The organism is Luteimonas aestuarii (genome assembly GCF_004357985.1).
Taxonomy (GTDB): Bacteria; Pseudomonadota; Gammaproteobacteria; order Xanthomonadales; family Xanthomonadaceae; genus Luteimonas; species Luteimonas aestuarii.
Genome location: NZ_SMTF01000003.1, coordinates 352,696 through 372,748, shown reverse-complemented (window position 1 = coordinate 372,748; position 20,053 = coordinate 352,696). Strand labels below are relative to the sequence as shown.

Annotated in this window: 17 protein-coding genes and 1 pseudogene; 13 read left to right on the top strand and 5 right to left on the bottom strand. The window is 61.6% G+C overall.

The window, feature by feature from the left end; genetic code table 11:
- Window positions 1–222: 222 nt before the first annotated feature.
- Window positions 223–1,044, bottom strand: a complete 822-nt coding sequence (locus tag E2F46_RS06660) for a BrxR family transcriptional regulator (protein WP_133321302.1) — start codon at window positions 1,042–1,044, stop codon at window positions 223–225.
- Window positions 1,045–1,084: 40 nt separating this feature from the next.
- Between E2F46_RS06660 and E2F46_RS06655 the strand changes: the two genes are divergently transcribed.
- From E2F46_RS06655 to E2F46_RS06620, 8 genes are all read left to right on the top strand, one after another.
- Complete coding sequence (locus tag E2F46_RS06655; RefSeq protein WP_133321301.1) at window positions 1,085–2,551, top strand: Wadjet anti-phage system protein JetA family protein; 1,467 nt, start codon at window positions 1,085–1,087, stop codon at window positions 2,549–2,551.
- A complete protein-coding gene (locus E2F46_RS06650) occupies window positions 2,551–3,186 on the top strand; it encodes a DUF4194 domain-containing protein (RefSeq protein WP_133321300.1) in 636 nt (211 codons plus the stop codon). The genes E2F46_RS06655 and E2F46_RS06650 overlap by 1 nt, the downstream gene beginning before the upstream one ends.
- Window positions 3,173–6,619 (top strand): SbcC/MukB-like Walker B domain-containing protein, encoded by a 3,447-nt coding sequence (locus E2F46_RS06645; protein ID WP_133321299.1) that lies wholly within the window; start codon window positions 3,173–3,175, stop codon window positions 6,617–6,619. Before E2F46_RS06650 ends, E2F46_RS06645 begins: the two co-directional genes overlap by 14 nt.
- A gap of 40 nt (window positions 6,620–6,659) precedes the next feature.
- The gene (locus E2F46_RS06640) at window positions 6,660–7,793 is read left to right on the top strand and encodes a Wadjet anti-phage system protein JetD domain-containing protein (RefSeq protein ID WP_165967370.1); all 1,134 of its coding nucleotides are present in this window, start codon (window positions 6,660–6,662) and stop codon (window positions 7,791–7,793) included.
- A gap of 98 nt (window positions 7,794–7,891) precedes the next feature.
- Window positions 7,892–11,302, top strand: coding sequence for a TM0106 family RecB-like putative nuclease (locus E2F46_RS06635; protein ID WP_133321297.1), 3,411 nt, complete (start codon window positions 7,892–7,894; stop codon window positions 11,300–11,302).
- A 226-nt stretch (window positions 11,303–11,528) separates the two neighbouring features.
- Entirely contained in the window at window positions 11,529–12,269 is a 741-nt protein-coding gene (locus E2F46_RS06630) for a hypothetical protein (protein WP_243720330.1), read from the top strand.
- 85 nt (window positions 12,270–12,354) lie between these two features.
- Entirely contained in the window at window positions 12,355–13,086 is a 732-nt protein-coding gene (locus tag E2F46_RS06625) for a hypothetical protein (RefSeq protein WP_133321296.1), read from the top strand.
- 7 nt (window positions 13,087–13,093) lie between these two features.
- Window positions 13,094–13,582 (top strand): hypothetical protein, encoded by a 489-nt coding sequence (locus E2F46_RS06620; protein ID WP_133321295.1) that lies wholly within the window; start codon window positions 13,094–13,096, stop codon window positions 13,580–13,582.
- 183 nt (window positions 13,583–13,765) lie between these two features.
- Here the strand turns inward: E2F46_RS06620 and E2F46_RS06615 are convergent, their stop codons facing one another.
- Together E2F46_RS06615 and E2F46_RS06610 are read right to left on the bottom strand one after the other, a co-directional pair.
- Window positions 13,766–14,134: a hypothetical protein gene (locus tag E2F46_RS06615; RefSeq protein ID WP_133321294.1), complete on the bottom strand. Its 369-nt coding sequence runs from the start codon at window positions 14,132–14,134 to the stop codon at window positions 13,766–13,768.
- Window positions 14,135–14,400: 266 nt separating this feature from the next.
- Window positions 14,401–15,480 carry a tyrosine-type recombinase/integrase gene (locus E2F46_RS06610; RefSeq protein WP_133321293.1) on the bottom strand — a complete coding sequence of 360 codons (1,080 nt, stop codon included), beginning with the start codon at window positions 15,478–15,480 and terminating at the stop codon, window positions 14,401–14,403.
- A 104-nt stretch (window positions 15,481–15,584) separates the two neighbouring features.
- Here E2F46_RS06610 and E2F46_RS06605 point away from each other — a divergent pair.
- Window positions 15,585–15,704, top strand: a pseudogene (locus E2F46_RS06605) (DNA-binding protein); the annotation flags it as partial.
- A 280-nt stretch (window positions 15,705–15,984) separates the two neighbouring features.
- A complete protein-coding gene (locus E2F46_RS06600; RefSeq protein ID WP_133321292.1) occupies window positions 15,985–16,521 on the top strand; it encodes a hypothetical protein in 537 nt (178 codons plus the stop codon).
- Between the two features lie 214 nt (window positions 16,522–16,735).
- Here E2F46_RS06600 and E2F46_RS06595 read toward each other — a convergent pair whose 3' ends face one another.
- On the bottom strand, window positions 16,736–17,065 hold the full coding sequence (locus E2F46_RS06595; protein ID WP_133321291.1) for a hypothetical protein: 330 nt from the start codon (window positions 17,063–17,065) through the stop codon (window positions 16,736–16,738).
- A 303-nt stretch (window positions 17,066–17,368) separates the two neighbouring features.
- On the opposite strand from E2F46_RS06595, the gene E2F46_RS06590 reads away from it, so the two are divergent.
- From E2F46_RS06590 to E2F46_RS06580, 3 genes are read left to right on the top strand one after another with little or no spacing between them, the layout of a single operon-like run.
- On the top strand, window positions 17,369–18,022 hold the full coding sequence (locus E2F46_RS06590; protein ID WP_133321290.1) for a hypothetical protein: 654 nt from the start codon (window positions 17,369–17,371) through the stop codon (window positions 18,020–18,022).
- Window positions 18,023–18,075: 53 nt separating this feature from the next.
- Complete coding sequence (locus tag E2F46_RS06585) at window positions 18,076–18,378, top strand: hypothetical protein (protein WP_133321289.1); 303 nt, start codon at window positions 18,076–18,078, stop codon at window positions 18,376–18,378.
- A 50-nt stretch (window positions 18,379–18,428) separates the two neighbouring features.
- Window positions 18,429–18,746 carry a hypothetical protein gene (locus E2F46_RS06580; RefSeq protein ID WP_133321288.1) on the top strand — a complete coding sequence of 106 codons (318 nt, stop codon included), beginning with the start codon at window positions 18,429–18,431 and terminating at the stop codon, window positions 18,744–18,746.
- On the opposite strand, the gene E2F46_RS06575 is transcribed toward E2F46_RS06580, so the two are convergent.
- Window positions 18,733–19,935, bottom strand: a complete 1,203-nt coding sequence (locus E2F46_RS06575) for a tyrosine-type recombinase/integrase (RefSeq protein WP_133321287.1) — start codon at window positions 19,933–19,935, stop codon at window positions 18,733–18,735. The two genes, E2F46_RS06580 and E2F46_RS06575, sit on opposite strands and share 14 nt — an antisense overlap.
- Between the last annotated feature and the right edge of the window lie 118 nt (window positions 19,936–20,053).

The window sequence follows — 20,053 nt, the reverse complement described above, 5'->3', positions numbered from 1 at the left end:
AGGTCCTCTTGTGGCGCGGGGGTCGAACAACCCTCGTCGCTACAGCACCAAATTGGTGAGCTCTCTAGGGTGGTCTTTGACAATCGAGCCAAGTTAGCCGATCGAAAGTACATGATAAGGGGCATTAGTGTCGATACATAGCTATACCAGTCCCGAGATAGTGCGATGCCTTATTCGATCAGCGCAGGACGTTGTTGTGTTGGGACGAATGCAGGGGACAATTTAAGTAAACTGAAAAGACGAAAACAGACACTCTTGAACTTCGTCCACGTTCAGCACCTCCAGATAGAACTCTGGAGGGGTTTGCCGCTTGGGATCGATGGCTGCCCGAATGTCATTGATGACGTAGTTCACCAGGGACCGACGAACCCGAAGACGGCGCGCCACGGCACCGCCAAAGTACTCACCGCGAATAATCTGCTCTTGCTCGATCCCCAACGCGCGGTGGGCGCCCAGTCGCACGTCGATCCGTTCTTCCCAGTCCGCATCTCGAGGCAGAGCCGGCGGTGGATCCTCGTGAATGGTGGGGCGGCTCATGCGCCCCAATGTGAAGTCGCAGTAGGACTTCCGCTGGACACACCACGCCCGAACGTGCCAACGCTGCATGAGGCGAACCATGGTGTGTGGGTACAGCAGGCGACGATGACCCTTGGGGTGGGTCATTGAGGCATACATAGTGTCTAAACCGGCCTTAGAGACACACGCCTCGCGCACTGCGGCGAACACACGCCGATCGGGCGTCAGGAAGTCGACGCGGCCGTCTTCAAACCACACGTCTTCGACTTCAAGTGTCCCCAGATAGTCCTCAAGTTCGCCACTGGCGACGGCGCTGGGGGCACCGGCCGGGACCCAGCGCTTTTTCGCCGGGTCGTTTTCGATCGCTCCGGGATGCTCGTCACGGAACTGCGCGATCAGGCGACTGGCTTGCACGCTCGTCAGGCCGAGCACGTCCTGCAGGCGGCGATTGCGAAGTTCACCTTCCCAGGAGAGCAGGCTCCAGAGTAGGTGGAATCGACTTTCCCGGAAGCGGGTCGTTTTGGCCATGGGTTGATAATATCATAAAAGATATCATATCATAAAAGCTATGACCATCTCACGCGCAGGTGGAAGGACCTCACTGGGCATCTTCGATCGACTCCCGGTCGATCTATTCCGGCCGCTCGCGTCTGAAAATCGCGAACGCATGTGGGAGCTACTCGTTCGACTACACGACGTGTTTTTTGGCCCAGATGCCACGCTCCCGCCCGAAGACGGTTTTCCGCATCGCACCGTTACGCTGGAAATCGAACGGCATTTGCTCAGCACGCCAAAATGGGCGGAGGAGGCCGAGGCAGGCGCCGAGGCCACGCCGCAAGCTCGCGCCAACCAATACTTGGACCGTCTGATCGAATCGGGGTGGCTGCGCCAGGAACGGATCGGTGTACGAAATTTCATCGTCATGCCGCCAGTGGTGCAAAAAGTCCTCGAGCTGTTGCAGCAGTTTGCCGAAGAGGGTGCGCCTTTGGTGGGCGGCAAGGTTCAGGTGATCTACAACAACCTGTTGGCGATCGAAGGCGATCCCGAAACCCAGGCGCACGCCTTGCCAGAAACCGCAAAGCAGGCCAGATCGCTTGTTGCGAGCCTGGCCGGCATTGGCGTGCGCGTACGCGAAGTCATGGAGCGGCTGGCTACGGAGGAAACGGCGGGGAAGTTCGTGGCGGCCTTCTTCCGAGACTACATCTCGGAGTTGTACATTCGTGACTACCACAACATGCGCACGAACAACCATCCGCTGCGCCACCGTCACGACATTGTGCGGATCGCCTACCGGTTCCGCGATGAAGCCGCACTGCGGCGAACTATGATGGACGCCTACACCCGCTTGTATGGTTCGCGTTTGGACAGCGATCCCGAGGCGCTGTTTGAGCGCGACATTTCGCGCCTGTTGAAATTCCAAGACGTGCAGCAGTACTTGGATCGGGTCGATGACAGCGTGAACCGGGCGACGCGACAGGCACTGTCCTACCTGCGCTACAAGCTGCGCAGCCATGATCGAATCGAGGTGGTGATCAGCAACACGATCTCTCTGCTGACCAGTCCGGATCGCGCGCCAGACGCCGAAGTTCCGACGCCCTTCGCGCCCGGCCTGCTGTTTAGCGAAGAGCGGCTGCGCCCGCCGGCTCGCACGGTGGAAGACATCCGGCCGCCAGTGATGCGCCGACAAGGGCTGTCGCCCGAACAGCGCGCACGCGCGGAGTTGTGGCGCGCCATGACCCGGGCTCGCCAGGTCACCCGCATGCAGGTCCGCCAGTACGCCAAGCGCTGTCTGCCGGCGGGCAGTCGCGTTCGCTCCGACGACCTGCCGGTGACCGAGGTCTCGGACTTGGTGATATTCATGGCCTTTTCCCGCGCGGCATTCTTGACCCAGCGGCTGTCACCCAGCGCCCTGCGGCATGTGCCGCTGATGATGACCTTCCAGGGCTTGGCGTTCCGTGCTGAGCCAGGAGAGGTCACCGAGACGCCGTACATCCGCGTGCCGCGCTTTTACGTGGAACGCAAAGGAGAGCTGTGATGCCTCGAAGCTGGGAAAAACTGGCCAATGCCGACGAACTGTACACGAGCGAGTCGGACTACCAGGCGGCGGCCTATCAGCTGGTCACAGCCCAGGTGCTCTACGAGCAGGATGTGAACCAGCGTGTTTCCTACCACGTCATCCGCCGGTACCCAGTGGAGTTCAAGGAGGCGCTGGGCTTGCTCGGAATGGAGCTCATCATCAACGATGACTATCGCTACTGTGCGGCGGTGCCGCGCGAGTCGCGCAAGGTCATGCTTCCATTGCAAGACACCTTGCTGGTCCTCGTGCTGCGCCAGCTGTTCCACGAGCGCGCCATGAAAGGCGAACTGGAAGCCGGTCGGGCGATGGTGACCATCGAAGAACTCCAGGCCCACTACACCCAAGGCACCGGGCGCTCGCTGCCGCAGACTGCCAGCGACTTGCGGGAGGCCCTGGCGCCGCTGCGCCGGTACGGCCTGGCGCGCTTGGTCGATACCGAGCCCGGGGATCCGCAACCGTTCAACATCGCGATCCAGCCGGCGATCGAGGAACTCGTGAACGAGGCGGCCGTGAGCAAGCTCGGGGCCTATCAGGCCGCGCGGGGCGGCGCGGCGCCCGAACGGCAAGGGGAGGGCGACGATGAAGCGGCTTGAACGAATGGTGCTGGTGCAGTTCTTCGTGTGCGACGCCGAAGAACTGAGCTTCTCCGGGCACACTGCACTGCTGGGTCCCAACGGGACCGGCAAGACGGCGCTCCTGGACGCAATTCAGATCGTGATGCTGGGCGCCGACTCACGGCGCATCAAGTTCAACGCGAAAAAGTCCGGCACCTCCGATCGGCGCGACATTCGCGACTACTGCTTGGGCTATTTCAAGCCCCGGGATGACAGTGACGGTACGGGAAGCGGGACGCAGATTGCCCGGCGCAAGCGCGATACGTCGCTGACCTACATCTCGCTGGTATTTCGCGACGACGAGACCGGCGAGGCCCTGTCGGCGGGCGTGTGTCTGTCGGCCTCCGCCCATGAGTCGAAGCACCGCATCAACGGCCTGTACGTGGCCCGCGGCGTCGATCTTCGCCTTGCGGATCACGTCGAGTCGCAAGGCGATGAAATGTGGCCGCTATCGTGGAAGGAATTCGAAGCCCGCTTGCGCCGGTTGACCAGCAGCAAGGGCACCACGCCGGTGATCGAGGATCGTTCCGAGCAGTTCGTCGGCGAGCTGCTGCATGTCCTGCAGCCTCGAGGCGTAAGCATCAACCCGGTCGAGTATCAGAAAGCCTTCAAGAAGTCCTTGCTGCTCAATCAGATTGACAACGTCAGCGACTTCGTTCGGGACTTCGTGATCGACGAAGAGCCCATCGATCGCACCCGCGCCATGCAGCAGATTCACGAGTTTCGTCGCCTGCAGACCCTGATTGAGGACCTGCAGGAACGCATCGACCGCCTGAGCGGGTTGCAGCGGCAGTTTCAGTTTGTCGAACGCGAGCACCGCAAGGTGTCCAGCTTGGAGGGGCTGGTGGCGGTGTACCAAGTCGAGGAGGCGGCCGATCGTGCCAGTACGCTTGAGCAGCAGCTGGCCGAGGCCGAAGCGACGATGCGGCAAACCCAAGACCGGCTCACGGCTCTCGAACCGGCGCTGCTGGCAGCGGACAAAGACGTTGAGCGAGTGACGCAGGTGCTCATGCAAGACCCGGCCGCCCAGGATCTACAGGACAAGCAGTCGTTGTTGGAAGAACGCGAGCGTTCGCAAGGAGAGCGCGTGATCGCCCTGCAACGCCAGGTCAGTCAGATCCAGGCAGCGCTGCATGCTTGCAGCGGGTTCGTGGCCGATCCGGTGCGGGCGTCGGCCCTGGCGGCCGACAAGCAACTCACGTTGGCTACTGCGCGCGTGCCGCAGGACGGATTCAGCGCCCTTGGAGAGGCCGCCCGTCAAGCGCTGCGAACGGTCAGCAGTTTGAGCGAACCCATTCGGACCGAGTGGCTCCGTGCTCAGCAGGAGCATGAACATGCCAAGCAGGAGTACCAAGCGCTGTCGGGCAGTGCTGAGAACCAGCGCGCTGGCGGGGTGGCGCTGCCGGGCGGGCCTGGCCAAGCCGTAGAAGTGCTCCGCCATGCAGGCATCCAGGCACGGCCGGTGTGTGACTTGGTGGACATCATCGACCCAGAATGGCAGCGCGCGATCGAAACCTATCTGGCGCGCAACCGATTCGCCCTTTTGGTGCCCGCTGGCAAGGAGGACGACGCCGTTCGCATCATCCGGCGACCGGGACAGCGCATCGCCGGCGTCAAGATCGTGCAGCCCCAGCATCTGAAAGAGCGCATCGGCCGCCGTCCGGAAGTCTGGTCGGTGGCCGCACTCGTTACCGGCACCAACGATCAGGCGGTGGCTTACCTCCACGGCATTCTTGGCCGGATACGGCGCGTCTCGACCGAGCAAGAACTGCGCGAGCATTCCCAAGCGCTCACCGTCGACGGCTTGTTGAGCAAGAGCGGCAGCACCGAAACACTGGAACTGCTCCCCGCGGACAAACTCGTCGTCGGGCGCCGCGGTACGCGCCCCGACGAGGCGGCCCTGCGGCGCCAACTCGATGCGGCCGGCTCCAAGGTGTCGCAACTGCGGACGCGCGAGAAGGCGCTGGAAGCGGCGCGGGATCGAATCGTGCAGCTTGGCGAATCGGACGAGGCGCAATCGGCCGCCCAGCGATTGGCGTCCGAGGCAGAGACCGGTCGGCAGGCGGTCGCCTCACAGAAGCGCCTCGTAGCGGGCATCAGTACGGCGCATGTGGAGGCCCTTCAAACGGAGCTGGCCACGCAAGTCGCTCGGCGAGAGGAGTTGCGCGGCGAGCAACGCAACGCGGACGCAAGCCTGGGCGCTTCGAAGGCGCACATCGCCGCCACCGAAGCGGCACTCACCGCGAGTTGGGAAGACCTGGAGCGGGCGCAAGCTGCGGAAGCGGCCAAACGTAAGGATGCGGATTTCGACGCCCAACTGGTCGATGAGCTGCGCAGTCGCATCGACGTCGATTCGACGGGACGCGAACGGGAGTACCCGACTCGGCTGGACCTGTGCGAGACGCAGCTCGGGGAGGCACGCGTCGCCGCGACGCGCGCAACCAACCGAGCGCTCCCGGAGTTCGGGACCTTCGTGGACCGCTATACGTACGCGGTCATCGAGGAACGGTCGGACTGGCGTAAGGCGATGACATGGATGGAACTGACCAAGCAGCAGATCATTGAGACTAAGCTACACGAGTACCAGCCGCAGGCCGACATGGCGCGGCAAGTCGCGGAACAGGCCTTCCGTAAGGACGTCGTCTTCAAGCTTCGCGAGGGCATGACCCGGATGAAGCACAACATCGACACCCTCAACCGGATCTTGGACAAGTGCCCGCCGTTTTCCCATAACGAGACCTACAAATTCATCTTTCCGCTCGCGGAGGAGCATCACAAGCTCCACGACTACATCATGTGGACGGGCAACGACGACGCGAGCGGGGCATTGTTCGGCGACGACTCGGACCTGAGCAAGCAGATTGTCGCGATGCTCAACCCACAGCCGGTCGAGGGCAGGAAGCCGGGCAAGAACCCGCTCGAGGATTTCAGGCTGATGTTCAACTTCGACCTGCAGATCCGCGAGAACGGTGTACCTTTCAGCACCTTGAGCAAGCGGATGCAAAGTTCATCCAACGGCGAGCACCTCACCCCGTTCTACGTAGTGGCCGCGGCCGCGCTGACACACGCCTACCGGATGGACCAAGATGATGGGCGGGAAGGAGCCGCGCTGATGCTGTTGGACGAAGCCTTCGCGGCCATGGACGACCAAAATGCCGTGGCGACCGCGAAGTTCATCGACGGATTGGGCCTGCAGATGATCATGGGGGCGCCGAGCGCCGATAGCGCCAAGCTGAGTAGCTTCACTGATACGATCTACGAGCTGGTACGGGAAGGGGAGGTCATGGAGTTCCATCGCGAGGAACTCACCGCACTTGGCCACGCGTTGTTGCGTTCGGACATGCCCAGCGAGCATCCAGAACTGGTGCAGGCACGCCTTGAGCGAGGACCCGATGCACCCGTTGGCGCGTGATATCCTGGAGCGGTTGTGGCGTGCCGGTGACGGAGCGGACATGCGCGCCTCACAGCGCACCCCGACGGTGTCGCTAACGCACAAGCAGTTCCCGGGCTATGCATCGCTGCCCACCCACGCGGACAAAGAGCGTTTCCACGCCGAGGTGGCAGAGGCTCAGCGCCTAGGTGCGATTTCAATTGCGTGGGAACGACGCGCGGGCCCCGGGGGCCAAATCCAGCGTCTGACGCTGGTCTCGTTGCCGGCCCTGGCGGAGTTCCTTGGTGTACGGCCGACGACCGCAAAAGTGGCGGATGCTGAGGCGGCGCTGGCGCCGTGGCGAGACACCTGGTCGGCCGCCGATCGGATTATCGACGCGTGGCGCGGTGGCCGTTCCCCGCGCGGCGTCGCAGTCGATGCCTGGCCGAAGGTGGTCGAGGCGTTTCGGGTCATGGATCACTGTCGTGAGCAGAACTACGCAGACGTCTCCGAGCGTCGCGTCAGCGCTCAGCTCTTTCACGATTCCAAGCACATCGAGGCCCTGACGACGATTCTGGACCTGTTGACAGCTCCAGCATTCGATCAGTCCGAAGCGCGCCACGCGGAAGCCACCTTGGCCGCGCTAGGACTGCTCAAGCACCCGTCAGCATTCCTGGTTGCCGGCCCGGTACAGATAAAGACCTCACTCCCCGGCGGAGGCGTCGAGCGGTCGGCCGTGCTGACACCATATTCGGGATGTTCTCCTCGCCATGTCGTTGGCGCCGAAGGATCGCCGGCGTACCTGCTGTCGGTGGAGAACTTGACTATCTTCCACGAATTAGCCAACGGGCTGGCTGGTCCGCTACGCGGCGTGTTGGTTTACACCGGCGGGTATCCCAGCCCATCGCAGCTTCGGGGCTACGTGGCGCTTCTGAGGAGTTTCCCGGACGACATGCCGGTGTGGCATTGGGGGGACACAGACCTGGGTGGATTTCGCATTGCGAGCCTGTTGGCCGAACAGGCCTGTAGGCCGCTGCGGCTGTGGAACATGGCGACCTACGACGAAGGCGGCGTGGGTCCGGCACTAGGGAAGGGCGAAGTGGGCAGAATCGCTGCGCTTTGTGAACGTTGGGCATGGCCCGAAGAGCAACAGGCGGTTGCACGTCACTCCGCAAGGATTGAGCAGGAACTGCAGGCGCTGAAGCTCCCTGGCTAATCGCCAGAAGCACGGGTGCTGGGTAGAACTGGTGAGCGGAGCACAGGGAGCACAGTTAGCTTTCGACATCCCGTTGTAGTACGCGGTCTGGAGCAAGTATGCAAAAGCACGGCGACTCCCTATTGCTCAGCGCCTCCGATCTGGTGGGGCATCTCAATTGCGGGCATCTGACCGGATTGGACATCGCCGTCGCCAACGGCACATTGGCCAAGCCCGCAAGTTGGGACCCCCTGCTGGAACTGCTCTGGGAGCGCGGCGCCCAACACGAGCACGGCTTTGTGGAGCACTTGTCCGCCCAGAGGCTCGCCGTCACGGTCATCGAGGGATTCGGCACCGAGGACGACGCCATCGCGCGAACGCTTGCGGCGATGCGTGCGGGCGATGCGATCATCGTGCAAGCGGCATTCCGGGTGAACGGCTGGGTAGGACGCACGGACGTCCTGCGTCGTGTCGACACGCCGAGTGATCTGGGGCCGTGGTCGTATGAGGTAATCGACACCAAGCTGGCGAGAGAAACCAAAGCCGGCACCGTCCTGCAGTTGTGCTTGTATGCCGCAATGGTTGAAGCGACGCAGGGACGTCGGCCGGAACACTGCTACGTCGTCGCGCCGTGGACTGGCTATGAACCGCAGGTCTACCGCATGGACGACTACGCGGCCTACTACCGCCGTGTTCGTCACGCCCTGGAATCGGCGATCGCACCCGGCGGATCGGGCGACGTCTATCCCGAACCGAAGGAACATTGCGACATTTGCCGTTGGCGCGTTCGCTGCGACGAGCGTCGCCGCGCAGATGACCACCTGTCCTTGGTCGCGGGCATTACGAAAATCCAGATCGATGAACTAGCAGCGCACGGCATTGCCACGCTGGCCGATTTGGCCGTCATGCCCATTCCCCTGGCGTGGAAGCCGACGCGCGGCTCGGCGCAGGCGTATGAACGCGTTCGGGAGCAAGCACGGATTCAGCTTGCCGGACGTGATGCCGGCGCCATCCAACATGAATTACTGGCGGTTGTCGCCGGCTTCGGACTCGCAACCCTCCCGGAGCCCTCGCCGGGTGACGTCTTCCTGGACTTGGAAGGGGATCCGTTCGCCGGCGAGGATGGGTTGGAATACCTGTTCGGCTATGCCTATACGGACGCGGACGGCAATGCCGTCAACGTCGCGGACTGGGCGCTGACTCGCGAGGAAGAAAAGCGGGTCTTCGAACGGTTCGTAGATTTTGTGGTTCAACGATTGAAGGTCTATCCCGATCTGCACATCTACCACTTCGCGCCCTATGAGCCGGCCGCGTTGAAGCGACTGATGGGGCGGTATGCGACGCGAGAGACCGAAATCGACTCGCTGCTGCGATCGCGATGCATGGTCGAGTTGTATACCGTCGTTCGCCAATCTCTGCGTGCCAGTGTGGAGAGCTACTCGATCAAGAAGCTCGAGCCGCTCTACAAGTTCACACGGACCATGCCGCTGGCGGAGGCGAACAAGGCCTTGGCGAAAGTCCAAGTGGGCCTCGAACTGGGCGACCTCGCACTGATAGACGTCGACGCGCGCGAGACAGTCGCTCGCTACAACCGCGACGATTGCGAGTCCACCCGTGGGTTACGTCAATGGCTGGAGGCCGAACGCGCCGGGCTTGTCGCGCAGGGCGTGGTAGTCCCTCGGCCGGCGCCAGCAGAGGCAGCGGCTAGTGAGGCCCTCAACGAGTGGCAGCTCAAGATTGCGGACCTGATCGCGCGACTGACGGTGGAGGTGCCGGTGGACCCGGCAGAACGAACGCCGGAACAGCATGCGCGATGGCTCCTGGCGCATACGTTGGACTTCCATCGGCGAGAGCAGAAGGCCGTCTGGTGGGAATACTTCCGTCTCTCGGCTCTCGCCACCGATGATCTGGTCGATGAGCGTGCCGGCTTGTCGGGACTGACTTTTGTCGGCCCGCAAGGTGGAACGGCCAGAGCGCCGATCCACCGCTATGCCTTCCCACTGCAGGAAACCGAAATGCGCGGTTCGGAAGACTTGCACAATCTGGGCGGTGCGAAGCTCGGCGCCGTGCATGCAATCTCACTGGACGAGCGGTGGATCGATATCAAGAAGCGCATGGACAGCGCGGCCCTGCACCCGGAGGCGGTGTTCAGCCACAAGGTCATCAACGCGGATGTCTTGGCAGACGCGCTCGTGCGCATTGGCGAATCGGTCGCGGCGAACGGTATGGAAGGGCCGGGCGCCTACCTCGGCGCCCGCGACCTGCTGTTACGCATGGGCCCCCGCTTGGGCCGTCAGGCCCTTCAGGACGAAGGCGAAGCCCCTCTAGACGCGGCCTGCCGGGTCGCGCTGGCCTTGGAAGGCGGCGTACTGCCGATCCAAGGGCCACCGGGTTCGGGCAAGACGTTCACCGGCGCCCGCATGATTTGTGCGCTGGTCCGAGCCGGCAAGAAGGTCGGCATTTGCGCCACGAGCCACAAGGTCATCCGGAACTTGCTGGACGAGGTCGTCAAGGCATCAGGGGAGCAGGAGCTTGCCCTGACCTGCATCCAGAAGCCGGCGGAACCAGAACCCGATCAACCTCGTTTGCGGTTTGCCAAGAGCAACGCCGACCTGTTCGCAGGACTGGCTGCGGGCGCGCATGTAGCAGGCGGAACAGCATGGCTATGGGCGTCTCCGGACGCGGCGCAGACCGTCGATGTCCTGTTCGTTGATGAGGCTGCGCAGATGTCACTGGCCAATGTTCTTGCGATCTCGCAAGCCGGGGCTCAACTCGTCCTGCTTGGCGATCCACAGCAGCTCGACCAACCCTTGCAGGGCAGCCACCCCGAAGGCACCGATGTTTCCGCACTACACCACATACTGGGCGAAGAGCAGACGCTGCCCCCTGAACGCGGCTTGTTTCTCGGAGAGACGTGGCGCCTACATCCGGACATCTGCCGTTTCACCTCGGAGATGTTCTATGCCAACCGACTACACCCTCGTGCTGGACTCGAACGACAAGCCATTGTGTCTACGAGTCGGATTAATGGGTCGGGTCTTCGTTTTCTGCCGATTCCGACCCGAGGCAACCAAAGTGCGTCGCCTGAAGAAGCAGAGGCTGTGCGCCAGCTCGTAGCCGAAATCTTGACCAGTGGCGCGACTTGGACGAACGATCGAGGCGTGCCGGCTGCGGTGGAGCTGCAGGACATCCTCATCATTGCGCCCTACAACGCGCAGGTCTTTGAATTGGCCGACCGGATTCCTGGTGCGAGAATTGGCACCGTCGATAAGTTTCAAGGTCAACAGGCTCCCATCGTCATTTACTCAATGACGACCTCCAGCTACGCCGACGCACCGCGCGGCATGGAGTTCCTCTACAGCCTCAATCGACTGAACGTGGCGACCTCCCGTGCAAAATGCGTGTGCGTATTGGTCGCGTCACCTTCGGTCTTCGAAGTCAGTTGTCGAACGCCGCGCCAAATGCAACTTGCTAACGCCTTCTGCCGATACCTCGAGATGGCCACTCCGGTGGAGGAGACCGCTTCTTGAGCAGGTTCGTCGAGGCATTTCGGCTCCTGACGGCGCAGGCTAGAGCACCAGCGCCCGCCGCAGCGGCCCGTCGCCGGCGACGGCGTCCGGATGCTTGACGAAGGCGAGGTCCGCGCCTACCCTGATTTCAGGCCGTCACGTCGGCCCGCCCGTCCACACTGGCGAAGTCGTATCGACATCGTGGCATCACTTCGCGGTTTCCGAAACCTTGCCGCGTAGCTCGTGTGTGGACGCACAGCCGATTGCGGCATTGCATTTGGAAACTACCAGCATGTTGAAGATGTTCACCACCCATGAGGTGGAAGTCATGCGTCGCGACGCAAAGAAGCGTTCGCGCGCGAACGGCGTGATCCTGGCCAAGGCGCTCGACCAGATCGCCGCCGAACAGGGGTACCGGAACTGGTCCCTGCTGCAAAAGAACAGCAGCACCGCTTCGGACGAACGGCAACCCTGGTTCTTCCGGCGAACGCCGGAAGAAATCGCCCAGTCGATGCGGGTGCTGCCCGAACCGACGTCCAGGTTCGAGCGGCGTGTACGGTCGGAGATCGCGCGCGACGGCGTGCAGCCGCTGGACGGCCGGTTCGCCAGCGCCGCCAACGCGGTCGACTTCGCGATTGCCTATGTCGAAGGGCTCCTCGCGCAACCGCGGTACCGGTTGAACACCAAGTCGATCGCATACTGGGAAATGCGCCTGTGGTTGCCGTATGGCGCCAATCCGGTCGAAGGCGACACGCACGTCCTCGTCAATCGGTACTACAAACCGGTGGGCTCGACGTCCAGGGAGCATGTCGACTACGCGGCGTATCCGCATCTCAGCCTGCGGCTTCGCGGCGATGGCTGGCGCGCGTTTTCGCACCGGACGGCCGAACAGCCGTTTCTGTTCAACGACGGATGCCCGCCCTGGGACAGCAGGCAGGATGCCGAGGCGTATCTCGGACGCCTGAAGGAACTGCGGCGACGCCTTTGATCCCCCAGCGTGTTGCGGCGGCCGGGACCATCTCGGCCGCCGATGAGGTTTCAATAGACGGTCGGTCTGATGAGGAGTTGTCGGGATGACGTGGATCGTTGAACTCAGTGGCGACCAGCACGCCTTGCGCGAACTGGAAGAGGGCTTCCGCGGGGAAACCCCCGTACTGGTCGTGGACGGAAAGTACCAGCTCGATCCGGCGCTCTTTGCGCAGACCGACGACTACCAGGCGGTCAAAGTCATCGCGGGTCGGGAGGTCGACTATCTCAACGGATACATCCGGCTGTTCCTCGCCGGTGGCCGGAAGATCACGGTCGGCAACATCAGCCGCGAGTCGCCCGACGAACCGAAGGTGCACTACGTGTCGATGCGCGACGGTCTCGCGATTTCCGCACGGCTCGTCGGCTTCACGCTCGGCGACGACGAAGCTGTCATCCGGGAGCCGGAACGCGGGCCGGGTCTCCAAGCATGGCGGGCGCTGGTACAGGGCGATCCGGTCGTGGCGGATGTGCTGGCCTACCTCAAAGGCGCGCTCGACGACTGGACCAACCTGACCCGCATCATCGAGGCTGTCGAGCACGACGTTGGCAGGCAGGATGATCTGATCGCGACCGGATGGGTCGACGGCCAATCGCTCAAGGCGTTTTACGCGACCGCCAATAACCCGCTCGTCGCGGGAGTGACCGCAAGGCACGGCGCGCGCAAGTTCCAAATCCCGAAATCGACGATGGATATCCACGAGGCTAGGCAGCTAGTGCTGAAGGTTGCGGGCAAGTGGATTGGCGCGAAAATTGCCGCCCCCGCGGGCGGGGAGTGAGGCATCGATGCGAGACGGCCTGGTCCGCGCCACCGATGCCGCGATCCGTGCGGTGGGACATCCCCGGTTCTTCGCCACGGAGCTTGCGTTCCACGGCGCGTTCTATCACGCGCTGCAGTTGGAGTTGGACCAGGCCCGGATTCAACCAGCCGGAAGCATCTTGGAAATCGAGCACCAGAAGAGCAAGCGGCACGGCATTCGTCAGCGCCCTGACATCATCCTGCATGTCCCGGCAGTGCGCGGGGTGTCGGTCAAGAACAACAACTATGCTGTATGGGCGCTCAAGTCGCGGGCGTCGGTGAAGAAGGCGCAGGCGGACTTTGTGCTGCTGGACGAGATGTTCAAGGAACTGGATTATCCCCTAGGCTTCTTCATCAATATCGGCTCGCTGGATCCGATGCTGCAGCACTACAACGGTAAGCATCATGATCGCATCGTTGCCGTCGCGGCCACCTACGACAACGGCGAACCGAATGTCCGCTGGGCTGATGGCTAGCCGATCCGGCTGGCAGAAGCAGTTACATGCGCGTGATTACTTCGTCTTCCTCGGCTGGCGGCGCTTCAGTTCTTCCTCGTACGTTACGGTCACCTTCTTGGGAAACCAGACGTACTTACTGACCGCGGCCAGAAGCTTCGGCTTGAGACCCAGCGGGGCATTGACCACATGCATCTGGTCGCGTCATCGCGTCGTCTTCCGGTTGTGGCTGTTGAAGAACATGTTCCTCCAGACCAGGTGGGGCCGCGCCGGGTGGTTCTTCTTGGACAGGATCTTCTCAAGGACGCCCCTGGGAATCCCGAGCTTGTAGGAGGGGGCCTCCTTGGCCCGCTCTATACCCCTCAGGTAACTGGGCAGCATGTCGATGTCCTCGCCGGATGCGGCGCGTGCGGTCTGGTTGATGACGCGGCAATACAGCCTGATCTCCCACACCGCCTTGTCAAGCTTCAGCAGTTCCCGGTCACGGACATGGTAGGAGACATCCAGGTACCGAAACCGCCCGTACGTATCCAGGTGCCGGATGATCTCCAGGCTCGGCTCCGACAGTGACATCGCGAACGGCAGCTGCTTCGTCAGTTCGAGCGCGCGCTCGAGGTTGTGCCCAAGTCCGCGGGGCGGCTGCGGGATCCGGTTGTAGAGCAGGATGGTCTGAGGTACTTCTCGATGGCCTGCAAGCCCGCCCGGTGGAACTGGGGATACATCCGGGATCGGTAGGCGACCCGCGCCATGATGTAGTCCTGGTCGGCCGTGTCTCGGAACAAGTGGTGCATGCCGAAAGGCCACGATTCCGAGATGGCAGCAATCGGTGCGCGATGGCCCTATTTGAGAAGGCGGCCTGCTGGATTGTCCTCTGCAGCACCGGATTGAAAATACCCAATCACGCTCGCCACGGAACGATGCTCCGTCATGGCCATCACTGCCGGCAGCGGCACCCCTTGCTTCCCAGCCTCGGTGACAAACCCCGATCGAAGACTGTGCGCTCCAAAATCCCCCTCCAGTCCTGCCAATCTGGCACGACGCTTCACGATAGATGCCACCGAGCCAGGGAGTAGGGCAGGGCCGATTCGATCCTTCCAGATCCGCCGGAAGATCGCCCCTTCGTGGATTCCGGCCGCCTCAAGCCAAGCCGCCAGCGCCTCTGCGCTGCGCCCCAGGATTGGCTTGTCCGGCGTCGAATCTGCTTTCACCCCTGCCTGCTGGGTCTTCGAGTACTCCAGACGGTAGATGTAGCCATCATCTCCAACCTTGCGCAGATCATGCATGTCTGCGGCGGCGATTTCGCTACGCCGGCGCCCGCCGCTGGCGAACCCGAAGCAGAGCAGGGCACGGTCACGCAGGCCTTCGAGGCTGTCGTCACAGGTGGCGAGCATGGCTTCCAGTTCGACCCGTGTGATGGCGGTCTTCTTGGTGGGGCGTTCACCACGTTTGACCGCAGCACGCCGAGCTCGGCTGAGCAGCGTCCTGACAGTGGGCAGCTCGCAGGGGTTCGCCAGCCGCTTGAGCTTATGGGCGGTCGAGAGCACGGCCACGCGCTGGACCACGGTCGACAGCTTAAGCGGCCCGACTTTGGCCTTGAGGCCAGCGGCCACCAGAGCTTGATCCAGCGCTGGCGGCAGTTCGCTGACCAGGACGGTCTTGCTTTTGCGCTGGATGTGGTCGACCAGGAACTGGATTACCACGGCCTCGCTGACGGGCAGTGCTAATTCGACCCTATAACGGCCTTGGTGCCAGCCAGCCCAGTAGCGTAGGGCGGTCGCATAGCTGCGGGTGGTGTTGGCAGCGGCCGCTTCGGCGAGCAGTTCGCGCACCGCGTCGGCGGCTTGCTGGGCCAGTTGTTCCGGCAACACCAAGCTGGTGACCGTCGCTGCATTGGTGGGTAATGTGTTATTTCGTTTCATACTATGTAATGTATGCTATGAAATAGGGCTTATACTCACGATAATCATCACTTATCGTTATTACGCAAATGTCAGAGTAGAGCGCTCGCGTGGGAAGCGCTTTTGTGATTCGAGGAATCACCAAATCCGACTTCCACATCGCTGCGGACGAGCTCGTTGCTGCAGGCGAACGGCCGACCGTCGAACGCATCCGCGCACATCTCGGAACTGGGTCTCCGAACACGAATGGCGCACTTCAAGGCACTGGGTGTCGGCGAATCTCCCGTTGAGTATGTGGTCGAACGGGCTGTGGAGGGTTCGCTCGCGCGGCTTTAGGCAATCTTCCGGGGCGGAGGCCGGTGGCTACGCGCCGTCGGGTCGATCTCCAACCGGCCGCTGTTGCCATTTGTGCAGCTTGGTCTTCCCCTCAAGCCCCCGATTCGCCGTAGAAATACAGGCCGAAACCGGCACTAATGCGCAAAGAACCGATTTAGGCTGAGCTTCCTAGTCTTGTAGGAGGTTGCTATGGAGCGCGTTTGGTGGAGCCTGGCCGACCAGTATCGGAGTGACGGGTTTTTGCGGTTCGACCAGGGCGTGGGTGGGTTTGCGACACACGTCCACGACATGCAACAAGATCTGTCGGAAGCGTCATCAGTGCTCGTGGAGCGCTGCCGGGCTGAACGTCATCAGCTGCGGGTGGAAATACTGCGCGAAACGCCAAGTGCCCGAACATCGCGGGTGTTCCTGGTTGGCGAAACGCGTGAGCACGGCATCGAGTTTGATTGGAGACGCGTGATCGGCGCCTACGATCCGAGCGCTGAGTCCATGGCCGGATATCCCTCTCGAATCGTCTGTTGCAGCAGCGTGGGCCCGGCGGAGCATCCATACATTCTAGATGGCGCACACCCGCTTGAGCGGAACACGATCATCTCGCATATCCGGCAAGTCATGTGGATGCGAGGTGCATGGGCCAGGTTCAAGGATTTACGCTACACCGCTGCGGAGCTGAAGATCTGGACGAGGCAGCTTCGTAGCGACTCTGGATTCTTGATGGGGCGCTAGATGCGCATCGAGTGGTGCGGTTGTCCGCAAGAGCGGGGTCGTATTGGAGATGCAGTTGGTCCGGTTTCCTGATGACGCGTCAATGCTCGATCTACTTAGGCATGGCTATCTGAAAGTGGATCGACGATGGATCGCCCAAGCTGGATGGTCTGAAAAATTGATCTCGACTGGATGCATATGCGGCTTCGATTCGAGGCATAAACTGAACCAGTAATCAGCTAGTTTTGCATGTGGACATGGCGTGGTATACACGGGTTTCATCAAGTGCGCGCAGTGGGCGAGGTGATTCGTGGTGGAGATCGTATTGTGGGTGTTGATCGGAATCCCTGCGGTGCTGCTGTCGCGAACGCTGTGCAAGCCGGGAGCCGCTTGTGGGCGCGACGCAAATGGGGGCGACGGTAAAGATTGCCGAGAACTCAGCTTGTTCGGTCACGATCTCCGGGATGTAGCAGATCGGTGTGAGGCGCAGGTCGATCCGGCGACTACAGAACACCTTGAGATGATTGCGCTGGAGGTCGGGCGGGCTGCGGATGTCAACAGGCATGTCATCAATCCAGCGACAGGACTCCTCATGATCTCTGGGGACGAGTCAGGCCTGGATATCATGGGAAACCCATACGGTTTTGATTTCCAACACGACCTACCTGATGGACTAGGTGGAGTTAGGTATGGAGGAGCTGGCGCTTGTGGTGTCGATACATCAGGGCTTGGTGACGGCCCGTTTGGCGGAAGTGGGCATTGGGGTCGATTCCTTGAACCGTAGACCAACACGACTGACAGGGGCTGGTCGTCGTAAACAGCCGACGAGGAGAAGATCATTTTGAACAGTGGCGAGACCGATCTCCGCATGGACGAGATCATTGTCACGAATGCGGCAGAGATCATGCTCCTCTGGGAGGTGGGAAGGCTGCAGCAGATTCACGCCGACTGCTTCAAGGGCCTTCGGATGACCGGATCACGCGACTGGGGGCTGGATGGGCGAGGATGGGAGGTTGGATTGCAGCTGGTTCATGGCCTGCGAGTCGAGTGGTCGCGGCATGCCGAGATGCTGGCGCACCATGTCGAGGAGTATCGCCACAATTACGATGGTCAAGTGCCATCGGAGCTGGACGGTCTTGCTCGCTCACTGAGAAATGTTGAGGTAGATGGCGGGTCAATCGCAGGCGGTACAGCAGGAGGCCACGACGATACGGTGGTTCATCTTGCGTGCCTCGCCGGGCTACGCAAAGCGGAGATCGCCATTTCGGCCGCTGATTCTGCGCTGTCGGTGTTGGCACAATCGCCGCGAAAGTGGCTATTGGATCTCAAGGTGCAAGCCGAGATGATGTTGGCGGAGCGACTTTCAGAGCGCATGCGTCTGGAGGAATCGGTTCGAAAGCGTCTTGCGTGGTGTGATGCTGTTCGCCCCGGGTCGACGCTGAGGCTAACACCTGTTTGCACGACGCGGCACGAGGTTCCATGTGCGATTTGGAGACGGTCCGTACGTGTTGCACGAGGTTGATGTCTGCCGGTTAGGACGTTTCCCTTCGTGCTCTTTTTCGAGGAGATTTTGTGATGCTGAAACTAGTAGATTCCGCCGCCGTCCATTTGGCCAGAATGCTGGGATTGGTCAAGCGAATTCGCCCGGCGCAATTGAAGGGCGACGCAACGAAGTGGGTGCTTCTGGTAGAAGGTCTCGGGTTCACCCGGTTGCTGCGGGCGGAGGTGTTGCCGAACTCTCCAGCACTTGTTCGCCCTATGGGATGGAACACGCCTCGCCCCGAAGTGTTCCGTTCGATGACGCATGCGCTGCGATACATCGAACGTATGGGATGGGGTCCCCCGAAGAGGTTTGAGGTCGTTGAACCGAATGTGTGAGATGTCAGCCTTGGAGCTGGATGTAGTTACTGAAGCGCGAGGTATCGAGCATGGATCATGAGATCAGATTAACGTCGCATCAGCTCGGGATCATCTCTGGTTTGGTTGGTGCGAGCATTGTGCAGGGCGCTTCTCTCTCACAGAGCCTTGTTAAGCCTGATGGCAGTTTTCTTGAAGGATATTTGGAGGGAATAGATGTAGAAGTCGAGATCCTGGACATTCTCATGAAACAGTCGGACTATGCGGTCTCGGGAGTTCGCGCCCTGATTTCGGAGCTGAAGAGAGATCCGGCGAGATCGATGCAAGTCCAGATGATCGAGGGGTCGTTGGAAAGAGTGTTGGGATCGCGGTTCTCTACCGAGGGTTGATCGTCTTACCCGCTGAGCGTCGGAGTTGGTCAAGCCAGTCGGCCCAACGCTGCATCACGACTGCGCGCGACTTTAGGTGCTTTGCCCTGTTGTAAGCTTGCTCTGTTGCATTGCCTCGGCTATGCGCCAGCTGTGCCTCGAGAACGTCGATGTCGATACCGAACTCCTCGCGCGCAAGCGTGCGCAGGCTTGCTCTGAATCCGTGTGGCACGTGTTGTCCTTTAAGGCCTGAGTCCCTCAATGCCTTGCTGAGCGTGTCGCGATGCAGGTGGGGTGTGCCCCTGCGAGACAACGCCGGAAATACCCAGCCATCCTTTCTGGACCATTCTCTTGCTTTGTTGAGCAGGTCCAGTGCCTGCGTCGGCAGCGGCACCAGGTGATCTTCGCCGGTTTTCATGAACTCGCCAGGTATCTTCCAGACTGCATTCTCGGTGTCGATGTGCTCCCAGCGGGCCTCGGCGATGTTGGAGGGCCTGAGGACGGTCAATGCGATCAGTTGAAGCGCGGTTCGGACGATCTCGTTCGGGTATCGATCGATCGTAACGAGAACACCCCGCAAGGCGTCGGGAGTCTGGGCCGAGGGGACTGATATCGCCTTGGGGAGTTTCACGGCACCCTTCAGGCTGAGCGTTCGTCCATCCTCCCGGACGCCTTGCTTGATGGCGTAGTCCACCATGTCATTGAGGTACCCCACTGCCTTGATCGCCATGTGGGGCGCACGCTTCTTGATTGGACCCAGGGCGCGCATGGCCTCGGGTGTGGTGAGCGTCGCGATGTTGGCTTGGCGGAGGGCGGGGATCAGATCCCTTCCGACGATCGCGGTCATCTTGTCGAAGGTCCGCGGCTTGACGTTCTTTTTCTGCTCCTCGAGCCACGCGCCAGCGAACGTCGGGAATCTTCCGTGTTCAGCCTCGGCGGTGGCGCGCGTGGCTTTGCGCTTAGCCTGTGCCGGGTCCGTGCCAGTGGCCAGTTGCCTGCGTGCATCCAGGAGGCGATCACGTGCCATCCCGAGGGTGATGACGGGGTAGCTGCCCAGGCTGATCATGCGGCCCTTGCCGGCCCAACGGTACCGGTAGCGCCAGTGCTTGGCGCCGCGCGTGGTGACTTCCAGGCACAGGCCATCCCGGTCGGCCACTCGGTAGAGTGTCGATTTCGGCTTGAGTGCGCGGATGGCGGCATCGGTCAGCATCTACGCACTTTTCTACGCGCAGATGCTGCCGGCTGGAACTGGACAATCCCGAACGCTTGCGGACTTATGCGGCCGTCAAGGGTTTGATCCGGTTGGAGTTTCCGCCCCCATGCGGACG

Coding starts and splice junctions, on each gene's coding strand:
- E2F46_RS06600 (WP_133321292.1), top strand. CDS start 15,985: ATGGAGCGCGTTTGGTGGAGCCTGGCCGACCAGTATCGGAGTGACGGG.
- E2F46_RS06575 (WP_133321287.1), bottom strand. CDS start 19,935: ATGCTGACCGATGCCGCCATCCGCGCACTCAAGCCGAAATCGACACTC.
- E2F46_RS06640 (WP_165967370.1), top strand. CDS start 6,660: ATGCGCGCCTCACAGCGCACCCCGACGGTGTCGCTAACGCACAAGCAG.
- E2F46_RS06625 (WP_133321296.1), top strand. CDS start 12,355: ATGACGTGGATCGTTGAACTCAGTGGCGACCAGCACGCCTTGCGCGAA.
- E2F46_RS06580 (WP_133321288.1), top strand. CDS start 18,429: ATGGATCATGAGATCAGATTAACGTCGCATCAGCTCGGGATCATCTCT.
- E2F46_RS06650 (WP_133321300.1), top strand. CDS start 2,551: ATGCCTCGAAGCTGGGAAAAACTGGCCAATGCCGACGAACTGTACACG.
- E2F46_RS06620 (WP_133321295.1), top strand. CDS start 13,094: ATGCGAGACGGCCTGGTCCGCGCCACCGATGCCGCGATCCGTGCGGTG.
- E2F46_RS06590 (WP_133321290.1), top strand. CDS start 17,369: ATGGACGAGATCATTGTCACGAATGCGGCAGAGATCATGCTCCTCTGG.
- E2F46_RS06615 (WP_133321294.1), bottom strand. CDS start 14,134: ATGTCACTGTCGGAGCCGAGCCTGGAGATCATCCGGCACCTGGATACG.
- E2F46_RS06610 (WP_133321293.1), bottom strand. CDS start 15,480: ATGAAACGAAATAACACATTACCCACCAATGCAGCGACGGTCACCAGC.
- E2F46_RS06660 (WP_133321302.1), bottom strand. CDS start 1,044: ATGGCCAAAACGACCCGCTTCCGGGAAAGTCGATTCCACCTACTCTGG.
- E2F46_RS06635 (WP_133321297.1), top strand. CDS start 7,892: ATGCAAAAGCACGGCGACTCCCTATTGCTCAGCGCCTCCGATCTGGTG.
- E2F46_RS06645 (WP_133321299.1), top strand. CDS start 3,173: ATGAAGCGGCTTGAACGAATGGTGCTGGTGCAGTTCTTCGTGTGCGAC.
- E2F46_RS06585 (WP_133321289.1), top strand. CDS start 18,076: ATGCTGAAACTAGTAGATTCCGCCGCCGTCCATTTGGCCAGAATGCTG.
- E2F46_RS06655 (WP_133321301.1), top strand. CDS start 1,085: ATGACCATCTCACGCGCAGGTGGAAGGACCTCACTGGGCATCTTCGAT.
- E2F46_RS06595 (WP_133321291.1), bottom strand. CDS start 17,065: ATGCCTGTTGACATCCGCAGCCCGCCCGACCTCCAGCGCAATCATCTC.